Genomic DNA, 10,691 nt, shown 5'->3' with positions numbered 1-10,691 from the left:
ACAGCCGCCGTCTCCGCCATCTCTTTTCGTTCGGCCTTCTGCTCAACCATAAAATCAAACGATGAAGTAGGAACGATGAACGATGAACGGAAGCCTTCACTCGCTTGAGTGCTTCCGTTCATCGTTCATCGTTCCTACTTCATCGTTTGATTTTATGGTTGAGCAGAAGGCCGAACGAAAAGAGATGGCGGAGACGGCGGCTGTCGCGGCGGCGGAGGCGACGTGGCCGCAGACGCGCGCCGTGCTGCGCCTGATCTTGATCATACTGGCGGTGGCGGGCGCGATCTGGGCGTTGTACCTGCTCGAAGGCGTGATCCTGCTGCTGGTGCTCTCGATCTTTTTCGCCTACCTGATCGCGCCGCTGGTCGAACTCTTCCACCGCCCCGTCAGACTCGCCGGGCGCGAGCGTCAACACCTCATCCCGCGCACGCTCGCCATCGGCATCGTCTACCTGCTGCTCTTCGGCGGACTCGGCCTCGCCGTCTACCTGCTGCTCCCGCAGGTCGGCGAACAGATCACCGGACTCGGCCAGCAAGCCCCCGCCTACTCGAAAAGCATTTCGGAGCGGGCGCAGAGACTGGAACGACTCTACCAACGCATCCCGCCGGGCGCGCGCGAGTCGGTCAAGGCCACCGTCTCGCAAACCATCGAAACGATCAGCGGCTACGCGAGAGCCGTCGCCGTCTCGACGGGCACGTTCGCGGTCGTCTACGCCCCGTGGCTGATCTTGATCCCGATACTCGCCTTCTTCCTTCTGAAAGACGCCGACAGCTTCCGCCGCTCGGCCTTGCAGATGCTCCCGCGCGGGCGCATCCGCTGGCGCGGCGACGAGTTGTTTCAGGACGTCAACAGCGCGCTCGCCGCGTACATCCGCGCGCAGTTGATCGCGTGCTTTTTGATCGGCGTGATCTGCACGCTCGGCTTCATCATCATCGGCGTGCCTTACGGGCTGGTGCTCGGCATACTCGCCGGATTTTTGGAATTCATCCCCCTCGTCGGGCCGCTGACGGTGGGGATTCTGGCCGTCGTCGTCTCCAGTTTCCACTCTTCGGGGCAAGCCTTCGCCGTCTTCGTCTTCCTCGCCGTCCTGCGCGTCGTGCAAGACTACGTGCTCTACCCGCGCATCATCGGTCAGGGCATCCACCTCCACCCGCTGGCCGTCATCCTCGCCATCCTGTGCGGCGCGGAACTGGCGGGCGTCGCCGGAATCTTCCTCGCCATCCCCGTCATCGCCATCATCTCCGTCGGCTACCGCCACTGGATGGAGCACAAAGGCGCGGACGAAGGACTCGTCGCCACGCTCCTGCAACCCGCCGAAGACCCCGTCGCGGAAAGTAAAAAGGCGAAAGTGAAAAGGCAAAAGTAAGACGGAGACATTCGCGCCCCTCCGTCTTCATCTTTTGCCTTTACGTTTTCGGCTTCTTCTTTCGCCTTTTAGCTTTTCACTTTTGCCTCGCGGTCTGTTCCATCAACTCGATGAAGCGTCGGAAGTGGTGCGCGGCGTCGTGGGGCCCCGGCGCGGCTTCGGGGTGGTACTGGACGGAGAAGACGGGCAACTGTTTGTGTCGCATCCCTTCGACGCAGTTGTCGTTGAGGTTGATGTGCGTGACTTCCACGTCCGGCGGGAGGCTGTCGGCCTGTACGGCGAAGCCGTGATTGTGCGAGGTGATCTCGATTGTGCCGGTCGCCTGTTCGCGCACGGGTTGGTTGCCGCCGCGATGGCCGAAGCGCAGTTTGTAGGTCGTGCCGCCGAAGGCGCGTCCCAAGAGTTGGTGGCCGAAGCAGATGCCGAACGTCGGCACGCCCGAGTTTGCGACGCGGCTGATCTCTTCGACCACCTGCGTCATCGAAGCCGGATCGCCCGGCCCGTTCGAGAGAAAGATGCCGTCGGGTCGCATCGCCAGAACTTCCGACGCCGACATCGAAGCGGGCACGACCGTCAGACGACAGCCGAGCCGCGCGAACTCGCGCAAGCTGTTTAGCTTCACGCCGAAGTCGTAACAGACGACATGGAAACGCTCCGCGCCTTCCGCCGGAACTTCAAAGGGTCGTTCGCACGTCACCGCGCTCGCCAGTTCCCTGTTCTCCATCGACTCGGACGCGCGCGCCTTCTCGACCAAACTTTCAACATTCAAATCAACCGTCGAAAGGCACGCGCGCATCGCACCCCTGTCGCGTATGTGACGGACGAGGGCGCGCGTGTCTACGTGATCGATGGCGACGATGCGCCAGCGTTTCAGGTAAGCGTCCAGCGTCTCTTCCGAACGCCAGTTGGAAGCCATACGACTCGCCTCGCGCACGACGAAGCCCTCCACCCACGGGCGGCGCGATTCGGCGTCGGCAGCGTTCACGCCGTAGTTGCCGATGAGCGGGTAGGTCATGCAGACGATCTGCCCGGCGTAGGACGGGTCGGTCAGAACTTCCTGATAGCCTGACATCGAAGTGTTAAAGACCATCTCGCCGCACGTCTCGCCCTCCGCCCCCCACGAGCGACCGCGAAACGTCCGTCCATCTTCGAGCGCGAGCAGCGCGCCTTTTTGTTCAGTCATAATTTGTTCAGGCTTGCGTCCGCAGGAACTGTTGCGCCTCGTTGAGCCAGCGTTTTTCGGCGCGGTACTTGTAGGCGGGCGCGGTCTTGACGGCCTCGATGCAGGCGCGCATGAGGTCTGCCGCCTCGCGCGGGCGTCCCATCCCGGCGAGCGCGCGCCCCGCGAGATATAGCCCTTCGGGGTCGGATTGACGGCGCGAGAGAAAGCGTTCGAGCGCGTCGTGCGCGTCGGCGTGTTGGCCTGCCGCCAAGTAGGTCGCGCCGATCTCGCGCCAGATTTCGTGCTGCGCGTGTTGTTCGTCGCGCGCGACGACCTGCTCGAAGTGTGTGATCGCGCCCGTCAGATCGTTCTGCATCCGACTGATGCGACCGAGTTGGAAGTGCGAGTCAACCTCGTCGGCGTCTATCTCGACGGCGCGCGTGAAACGGGCCTTCGCCTCGTCGAGTTCCTTGCGTTGGAGGTGAATGAGGCCGAGGTTGTAGTGCGCGGAGGCGTCCGCCGGGTTGAGCGTGGCGGCTTCGAGGTTGTGACGAAAGGAGACGCGCGCGCGCTGCGTGCGCATCACTTCGCCGAAGTAGCCGCGCAGCAAGAGGAACAGCATCACCAGCAGGAACGGCGACGTGAGCAGCCCGCCGAGTTGCCTAATGATCGGCGCGACGAACATCATCACCGCGCCGCCCCCGACGACCGCCGCGATCGCGCGCGGCCAAGTGATGCGAAACACCTGTCGCACGGCGATGATCGCCCACACCGCGAAGAACGGAAGCACCAGCATCAGCGCGAAACTTTCGGCGTACTGGCGCGGGTCGAGCATCTGCTCAAGGGCTTCGGGCGGCACTTGTTGTCGCGCGGCGAAAACTTGCGTCCACTGCTGGCTTTCCTTGATCGTGTTCGCTTCAAAGCCGCTCGCGCGGGCGAGGAAGGCCAGCGGGAACGCGAGGATGTGCGCCGCCGTCCACGCGTAGAAGATGGCGGAGGCGAGCGGCGCGAACTCCTGTTGCAACACGAGGCCGAAGCTGCCCCTGCGTTCGAAGAGGTTGGCGAAGAGGATCAAGACCGGGACGAACACGGCGGCGAGCAAGAGGAGCGTCCCCGCCGCGCCGCGCGCGACGCCGAAACTCGCGAACGCGCCGCCGAACGCCATGTCCCCCACCAGATAATTCCACTCGGCGTGGAACGTGTAGGCCAACTGCACGACGAACGCCGCGACGAGGGCAAAGCCGAGCGGCGCGCGGTCGCGCACCAAGCCCGACGCGCGCACGGGCGCGTAGAACATCATGAAGAACGGCTTCAACCAGTCGAGCATAAAAAGCTGTCAGTAGTCAGTTGTCAGTGGTCAGTTGTTTCGTGCTTATTTAACTTGAAACCTTCATCTTTAGTTGTCGGCTGATGAACGACATGCAACGGACAACTGACCACTGACGACGGACGGTTCTACGGCTCAACCTCTTCCTCGTCCGGCTCGGCGGGCGTGGGCATGAGGGCGGGCGCGGTGAGCGCGTAGTCGGTCTCGTGGCGGATGATGGTCGCCTGCGAGATCGGCCAGTAGCGCAGGAGCGCCTTGCCGTAGATGTATTTTTCGGGCACTTGCCCCCAGATGCGCGAGTCGCTCGAATTGTCGCGGTTGTCGCCCATCACGAAATAGTAGTGCTGTTTGACGAGCGTCGGCGGCAGCGTCATCCGCCCGACGTTGAGTTGCGGGTCGAGATACGGCTCGTCGAGCATCTGCCCGTTGACGTGGATGCGCCCGCCTCGCACTTCGACGAGTTCGCCCGGCAGGCCGATGATGCGTTTGATGTAACTCTTGTCCGGGTCGTCCGGGAACCAGAAGACGACGATGTCGCCGCGATCAATTTTCGGGATGTGGTAGTAGACCAGTTTGTTGACGAAGATGCGCTCGCCGTCGTGCAGGCGCGGCAGCATCGATGTGCCTTCGACCTTGACGGGCTGCACGACGAAGACGACGAACAGCGCGGCGACGAGCAGGGCGAACAGGAGATCGCGCAGGAGCAGCCGCGATTCCGCCCAGAAGTGGCGGCGCGATTCGATGTCGAGCCGCTGCACTTCGATGTCGCGGTCGTCCTCGATTCCGATGTCGCCGAACTGCGGGCTGCGCGACCTGTTACGCTTGAACATGGCTTGCCGGTTTCTCGTCCGTTCGTCTGGAATTTATCTGACGGATCATGTGTTTCGAGGTTAGCCGCGCGCCGCGCGCTTTGTCAACGCGAGCGAGTTTCGGCGCGGGCGCAAGCGATTGCTTGACAGCGTTTGCGGCGCGTCTCTATTATCGTTTGTCAGGCACAGGCACACGAAAACTCAAATCAATTCCCTACACCCGGCAACAGGGACGGAGGCCAACAAGAGCGTGATCAAACTCGACATCGTCAACCGCGTCGCAGACCGCACGGGCGTGCCGAAGATGAAGGCGGAACAGGCCGTGGACGCGCTCTTTCATTCGATGAAAGAGGCTCTGGCGCGCGGCGAACGCATCGAACTGCGCGGCTTCGGCGTCTTCGTCGTCAAACCGCGCAAGCGCGGCGTCGGCCGCAACCCGCGCACGGGCGAAGTCACAGACATCCCGCCCGGCAAGACGATCCGCTTCAAGCCCGGCAAAGAATTGCAGGCTTAGTAGTCAGTCGCCAGTCGTTGGTTATTGCGGCTTCAGCATTCAGGGAAAACGGATAACTGGCAACTGGCAACTGACCCCTGCTGTTGACATCCCGCCGCTCCGCAGATGTATCCTTGAAGGGTGGAAAATACCGAGCCGTCGTATCGCCTCAGCGAAGTTCCCGCCGCGCCCTCCGCGTTTGATCGTGAAGTCGTTTTCATCGACTCGCCTGAAAGCGAACTGTCGGCGCGGCGCATTCGGAAACACGTCCTTTACTTCCTCGCCACCGTCGTCACGACCACGCTGACCGGCGGGTCATGGGTGGTGAACCCGCCGATTAATTCAATACTCGACCTGTTCATCGCGCCAACGGTTGCAGTGGTTCGCGAAACGCTTGCAGGGAACCTCTTCCCGCTGACGCAAGGGCTGATCTTCACGACGACGCTGCTGGTGATTCTGGCGGCGCACGAGTTCGGCCACTATTTCGCCTGTCGTTATTATGGCATTCGCGCGACGCTGCCGTTCTTTATTCCCGCGCCGCCGGCGGTGACGCTGTTCGGCACATTCGGCGCGGTGATCAAGATCAAAGAGCCGATCCCCTCGCGCCGCGCGCTATTTGACATTGGCATCGCCGGGCCGCTCGCCGGTTTCGCCGTCGCCTTGCCGGCTTCGATCATCGGCCTGGCAATCGCGAAGCCCGCGCCTTTCGTCGAAAGCTTGCCGACCAAAAGCACACAGTTCTTGGACCCGCCGCTGTTCAAGCTCATTGCCTGGGCACTGGGAACGCCGGCGATGATCGATTGGAATCCGATCTACTGGGCGGCGTGGGGGACGCTGTTCGTGACGGCGCTGAACCTCTTTCCCGTCGGCCAGCTTGACGGCGGCCATGTGCTCTATGCGGTGCTTGGTAAGCGAATTCACAAATGGGTTTCGCGCGCTGTGGTCGTGGCGACGGCGGCGCTATCGATCACTGCCTACGTCAAATGGGAACTGCCGGTCTATGGCCTCTGGACGCTGGTGCTGCTGTTCCTGCTCAAAGTCGGCCACCCGCAGGTCAGCGAAGACGAGGCGCTCGGGCGTGGGCGCATCATTCTCGCCATCGTTGCGTTAATTGTCTTCCTGCTTTGCTTCATGCCTTTCCCGGCTATCACGCTTTAAGCGCGCCAGCCGGCGCGCCTGGAGAGAAGAATGTCCGAGGCCAATCACTTTACCGAGCCGCCGCTGGCTTATCTCAATGCCGAATTCCTGAAAGGCCCCGAAGCGCGCATCCTGCGCATCCTCTCGGAATATCTCGAACCGGCCTCGCGCCTGCGCCACAACCGCATCCGCGACACCATCGTCTTTTTCGGGTCGGCGCGCTCGGTGTCGCCGGAGGCTGCGGCCATGCGGATGGGCGCGCTTAAACAGCGCCTCGGTGAAGCCGGCGCGCTGACCGCGGAGCTTGAGGCCGAGCAGTCGCGCGCTGAATACGCCGTCAAGCTGGCGCGTTATTACGCCGACGCCATGGAGCTGGCGCGGCGGGTCACCGAATGGTCTAAGGGGTTGACCGGGCAGCATCACTTCATCGTCTGTTCGGGCGGCTCGGGCGGCATGATGGAAGCGGCCAATCGCGGCGCATCTCAGGCGCGCGGCAAGACCATCGGCCTGAACATTGAGCTGCCGTTCGAGCAGGGCGTCAATCCCTATGTTTCGCGCGACCTGATTTTCAACTTCCACTATTTCTTCATGCGGAAGTTCTGGTTCGTCTACCCGGCGAAGGCGCTGGTGGTCTTCCCCGGCGGCTTCGGCACGATGGATGAAATGTTCGAGGTGTTGACGCTGATTCAGACGAAGAAGCCCGGCAAGCGGATGCCGGTGATCCTCTTCGGCAAGGCGTTCTGGGAAGAGGTGATTGACTTTGGCGCGCTGGTGCGCTGGGGCGTCGTCAGCCCGAACGACCTGAACATTTTTCACATGACCGATTCGGTAGACGATGCATTCACCTACCTGACCAACCAGCTCGAAGAGCTCTATCTGACGCCAAAGGGCCTGGAAGAAGTGAAGCTAACCTGAGCCATCAAGCCAACGGCTTCCGCCGTCGGCTTACCGCCATCATGATTTATTCATCGGGGAGTTTATCCACCACGTCAATGACGCGCTCGATCTGTTTCAGATAACCGGCGAAGGTCGCATCGGTCTCCGATTGCAGCCCGACGCCTTCGGTGTCGGCGTACTCGAAGATGCGCGCGAAGACTTTCTGATCGAGCTTCAATACTTCAGCGGTTTTCATCACACAATCGCGTCGGGCAAACGGCGCGTCGTGGCCGGCCATCGCCAGCACATGGCGAAAGAGCACGGCAAAGCTGTCGAGCGAGTTGGCCATCAGCTCTGTGAGCCGCTGCGGGTTGTGCGCCGCCGCAATCGCCAGCCGCCGCAGGCGCAGCAGCTTGGCGCGCAGCTCGTATTCGAGTTGATGGCGCAGGTTGTGCGTCTGAATGTCGAGGCGCTCGAAGGGGTCTTTGCCGTACAGCACATGGCGAACCTGGCTCATATCGATGAACTCGATAGGAAAGACGTCGGCGGCGTCGGCGATCTCTTCCGTGGTGAAATAGACCGGCAGCGGATTACCTTCGAGCCGCCAATTTTCGGCGAGCGGCTGGGCGACATGTAGATCATGAGGAGCGATTCGGTCTAGCACGACCAGAATGCGCTTTGGCACTTCGTCATCCACCAGCCCGCTCACCACCGACGCGCCGTAAAGCACAACCGACCTGAGATTGTCGCCGTGCGCCGCCGCCAGCGCGTCAACCAATCGCTTTAACTCATCCGCCACGTTGCTCACCCTCCGCCATCAAAATGATGAACGATGTATAATGAATGATGAATTAAAGAAAAGCTATCGAACTGCAAAGGGCGCAGGCTCTGGCAGCTCATCGTTCATCGTTCATCATTTCAATCTACCAGCTATCGCTGGCGCCGCCGCCGCCGAAATCACCGCCGCCGCCGAAGCCGCCAAAGCCGCCACCGCCGCCGCCATCACTGCCGCCCCAACTGCCGCCGCTCGAACCGCCCCAGCCGCCGCCGCCAAAGCCGCCGCCGCGCCCGCCGAAGATCATCGGCAAGATTAGCCAGCCGAGACCGCCGCGACGGCGGTAACCGCCTCCGGGGCCGCCGCGCCCGCCGCGCCCAAGCGCATTAAAAATGACGAGAAAGATGAAAACGATCACGATGATCATCACCGGCGAGATGCCGCCGCGGCTGCGCTGCGGGCGGCGCGTCGGAGCGCGATAGGCTTGCGTCGCATCGATGCCTTCCATCGAGATGCCGAGCTTTTCGGCAAGCGTCGCCAGGATCGTCTGGGTGCCCACGGTCAGCGCCTGGTCGAAATTGCCTTGCTGGAAATCCCCACGCATCTTGCGAATGATCTCGCCCGACAGCCCATCGGGGAGGTCGCCTTCAAGATGGCGGCTGACCTCTAACCGCGTGCCGCCGTGATAAAGATTGTCCGCATAGCCGCCGGTGTTCGGCTCTTTGATGGCGACCAGCAACAACAGGGCGCGCTTTTGCGCATCACCGCCGACGCCCCACTTACGCGCCAGTTGCAGGCTGTAGTCTTCAATCGGGTAGCCTTGCATATCATCAAAGGGCATGGTGACGACGGCGATTTCGACGCCGCTGCGGGCGCGAAAGTTTTCGAGCAGGCTTTCAAGCTGCTGGCGCTTGTCGGCGCTCAGCTTGCCGGCAAAATCGTTGACCATGCCCGTGTAGGCGGGCAACTGCGGCTGCGCCAGCGCCACCGCCGCTAAGGCAAGAATCAGGCTGAGGCAAAGCAGTGTTCTCTTGAGTGCTACGGTCATTAAATGAAAACCTCGCCGCGCTCTATATTCATCGCGGCCTGTCAGCCCGATGATGAACGGTTCGGCGCAGCTTGACGACTGCGGCAGGCTCCCTCTGACGATTTCGCTCATACGCTTTAATGATAGCTGACGCGCCGGGGAAAACGAATGAAGATAGCCCTAGTTGGAGCGCCGCCAGTCGCCCGACCATCGGCTCAGTGACCGAGATGCAGCGCTTCGAGCAGCAGCTCGATGACGTAGAGCAGCGCGACGCCGGCAAAGACCAGCAGCGACGTGCGCAGGCCGCCGGCGCGCGTGTTGACTTCGGGGATCAGGTCCGAGGCGGCGACATAGAGCGTCACGCCCGCAGACAGCGGCAGGACGTGCGCCGATAGCGGCAGCGAGGCGATGGCGGCGTTGCGGAATACGAGCACCAGCGCCACGCCGACGAAGGTCGCCAATCCGACCGCCAGCGCCGCCAGCCGCGCCGCTCGCCGGCTGCGCCCCGCAGCCAACATCATTGAGGCGACCGTGAAGCCTTCCGGCAGCTTGTGCAGCAAAATAGCGACGAAGACCAAAACGCCAAGCTTGGGGTTCACCAGCGAGGCGACGGCAATTGACACGCCGTCAAAGAAAGTGTGCACCAGCAGCGCCCCCAGGCCGGCCATTGCCGCGTGGTGCCGCAGCATCGCCTCTTCGTGCGTCTCTTCGCCGAAGTGAAAGTGCGGCGCGACCGTATGCTCGACAAACTGAATCAGCATATAGCCGACCAGCACCCAAAGCATGGGAAAGACGCGCTCGCTGGCAGGCCACTGCTCTATGCTTTCCGGGATCAGCTTGATGAAAACGGCGGCGAGCATGAAGCCCGCGCCCAAGGCAATCAGATAACGCAGAGCCACCTGTCCAAGCCGGCGCGACGACACCAGAAAGCCGCCCAGAAAGTTCGCCGTTGCCGCCGCCAATCCGTACGCCGCGATGAACAGTGCGGTCTTATCCATTCAATAAAGCTCCGTCACTCGAAGTCAGCGACTATAGCATACTTGCCCGCGGCGCAGCACGACCAATCACGCCACGCGCCACGGGCCGACCATCCCGCAAATTCCTACTGATAAAGAATTTCATTGACAGCCCTCTTTATCTGACGTACCATACGGCGACGGTGGAACAAAGTGGACCAAAATGGAGACACATTTGAAAAGAAGAATAAGGCGGGCAAGGTTGAGATGAAACTTTAGGTTTTGAGGGCAGTCTCGTTGCATGCTGAGGGGCAATTATACAGTAAGGATGGATGAGAAAGGGCGGATAAAATTGCCCGCCGCCTACCGCCGCTATATTGATGAGCATTACGGCGCCGATTTTTATGTGACAAGTCTGACAGGCGAATGCGCCCGCCTCTACCCGATGCGCGAGTGGCTGGCCATCGAAGAAAAGCTGCAAGCCCGCGGCACTATGGACGCCGCCGTGAGAAAGTTCCTTGACCGCACCAGCTTCTATGGCCAGCCAAGCGAGATGGACACGCAAGGTCGATTGCTGATTCACCCGCTGTTGCGGACGCGCGCCGAACTGACCGGCGACGTCGCGGTGATCGGCTACTTGCAATATCTCGAAGTCTGGGAACTGGATAAGTTCAAGGCGCGGCTCGATGCGGAACCCTACACCGCCGCCGACGCTGCCGCGCTCGCGCAGATGGGCGTCTAGCCGGGGCGCTCATTCGACAAT

General features: G+C 61.7%; 11 protein-coding genes. 5 read left to right on the top strand and 6 right to left on the bottom strand.

Going from position 1 to position 10,691, the window contains the following annotated elements:
* The first annotated feature begins 154 nt into the window (after positions 1-154).
* The gene (locus VJ464_03920) at positions 155-1,366 is read left to right on the top strand and encodes an AI-2E family transporter (GenBank protein ID HKQ04254.1); all 1,212 of its coding nucleotides are present in this window, start codon (positions 155-157) and stop codon (positions 1,364-1,366) included.
* 76 nt (positions 1,367-1,442) lie between these two features.
* Here VJ464_03920 and carA read toward each other — a convergent pair whose 3' ends face one another.
* The 3 genes from carA to lepB form a co-directional block, all read right to left on the bottom strand.
* Positions 1,443-2,549: a glutamine-hydrolyzing carbamoyl-phosphate synthase small subunit gene (gene carA / locus VJ464_03915; GenBank protein HKQ04253.1), complete on the bottom strand. Its 1,107-nt coding sequence runs from the start codon at positions 2,547-2,549 to the stop codon at positions 1,443-1,445.
* 7 nt (positions 2,550-2,556) lie between these two features.
* On the bottom strand, positions 2,557-3,855 hold the full coding sequence (locus tag VJ464_03910; GenBank protein ID HKQ04252.1) for a tetratricopeptide repeat protein: 1,299 nt from the start codon (positions 3,853-3,855) through the stop codon (positions 2,557-2,559).
* 128 nt (positions 3,856-3,983) lie between these two features.
* Complete coding sequence (lepB, locus tag VJ464_03905) at positions 3,984-4,685, bottom strand: signal peptidase I (protein ID HKQ04251.1); 702 nt, start codon at positions 4,683-4,685, stop codon at positions 3,984-3,986.
* Positions 4,686-4,914: 229 nt separating this feature from the next.
* Between lepB and VJ464_03900 the strand changes: the two genes are divergently transcribed.
* The 3 genes from VJ464_03900 to VJ464_03890 all read left to right on the top strand — a co-directional run bounded on the left by VJ464_03900 (position 4,915) and on the right by VJ464_03890 (position 7,209).
* Positions 4,915-5,178, top strand: coding sequence for an HU family DNA-binding protein (locus VJ464_03900; GenBank protein HKQ04250.1), 264 nt, complete (start codon positions 4,915-4,917; stop codon positions 5,176-5,178).
* A gap of 120 nt (positions 5,179-5,298) precedes the next feature.
* The gene (locus VJ464_03895; GenBank protein ID HKQ04249.1) at positions 5,299-6,315 is read left to right on the top strand and encodes a site-2 protease family protein; all 1,017 of its coding nucleotides are present in this window, start codon (positions 5,299-5,301) and stop codon (positions 6,313-6,315) included.
* A gap of 30 nt (positions 6,316-6,345) precedes the next feature.
* Positions 6,346-7,209: an LOG family protein gene (locus VJ464_03890; protein ID HKQ04248.1), complete on the top strand. Its 864-nt coding sequence runs from the start codon at positions 6,346-6,348 to the stop codon at positions 7,207-7,209.
* A gap of 46 nt (positions 7,210-7,255) precedes the next feature.
* Here VJ464_03890 and VJ464_03885 read toward each other — a convergent pair whose 3' ends face one another.
* From VJ464_03885 to VJ464_03875, 3 genes are all read right to left on the bottom strand, one after another.
* Positions 7,256-7,969 (bottom strand): hypothetical protein, encoded by a 714-nt coding sequence (locus VJ464_03885; GenBank protein HKQ04247.1) that lies wholly within the window; start codon positions 7,967-7,969, stop codon positions 7,256-7,258.
* Positions 7,970-8,093: 124 nt separating this feature from the next.
* Positions 8,094-8,993, bottom strand: a complete 900-nt coding sequence (locus VJ464_03880) for a TPM domain-containing protein (GenBank protein HKQ04246.1) — start codon at positions 8,991-8,993, stop codon at positions 8,094-8,096.
* Between the two features lie 194 nt (positions 8,994-9,187).
* Positions 9,188-9,970 (bottom strand): ZIP family metal transporter, encoded by a 783-nt coding sequence (locus VJ464_03875; GenBank protein ID HKQ04245.1) that lies wholly within the window; start codon positions 9,968-9,970, stop codon positions 9,188-9,190.
* Between the two features lie 259 nt (positions 9,971-10,229).
* On the opposite strand from VJ464_03875, the gene VJ464_03870 reads away from it, so the two are divergent.
* The gene (locus tag VJ464_03870) at positions 10,230-10,670 is read left to right on the top strand and encodes a division/cell wall cluster transcriptional repressor MraZ (GenBank protein HKQ04244.1); all 441 of its coding nucleotides are present in this window, start codon (positions 10,230-10,232) and stop codon (positions 10,668-10,670) included.
* The last annotated feature ends 21 nt before the right edge of the window (positions 10,671-10,691 follow it).

The sequence above is a fragment of the Blastocatellia bacterium genome (genome assembly GCA_035275065.1).
GTDB lineage: Bacteria > Acidobacteriota > Blastocatellia > UBA7656 > UBA7656 > DATENM01.
The sequence above is the reverse complement of the archived record's forward strand: the minus strand, read 5'-3'. Positions and strand labels throughout refer to the sequence as shown.

Coding starts and splice junctions, on each gene's coding strand:
- carA (HKQ04253.1), bottom strand. CDS start 2,549: ATGACTGAACAAAAAGGCGCGCTGCTCGCGCTCGAAGATGGACGGACG.
- lepB (HKQ04251.1), bottom strand. CDS start 4,685: ATGTTCAAGCGTAACAGGTCGCGCAGCCCGCAGTTCGGCGACATCGGA.
- VJ464_03870 (HKQ04244.1), top strand. CDS start 10,230: ATGCTGAGGGGCAATTATACAGTAAGGATGGATGAGAAAGGGCGGATA.
- VJ464_03910 (HKQ04252.1), bottom strand. CDS start 3,855: ATGCTCGACTGGTTGAAGCCGTTCTTCATGATGTTCTACGCGCCCGTG.
- VJ464_03890 (HKQ04248.1), top strand. CDS start 6,346: ATGTCCGAGGCCAATCACTTTACCGAGCCGCCGCTGGCTTATCTCAAT.
- VJ464_03875 (HKQ04245.1), bottom strand. CDS start 9,970: ATGGATAAGACCGCACTGTTCATCGCGGCGTACGGATTGGCGGCGGCA.
- VJ464_03880 (HKQ04246.1), bottom strand. CDS start 8,993: ATGACCGTAGCACTCAAGAGAACACTGCTTTGCCTCAGCCTGATTCTT.
- VJ464_03920 (HKQ04254.1), top strand. CDS start 155: ATGGTTGAGCAGAAGGCCGAACGAAAAGAGATGGCGGAGACGGCGGCT.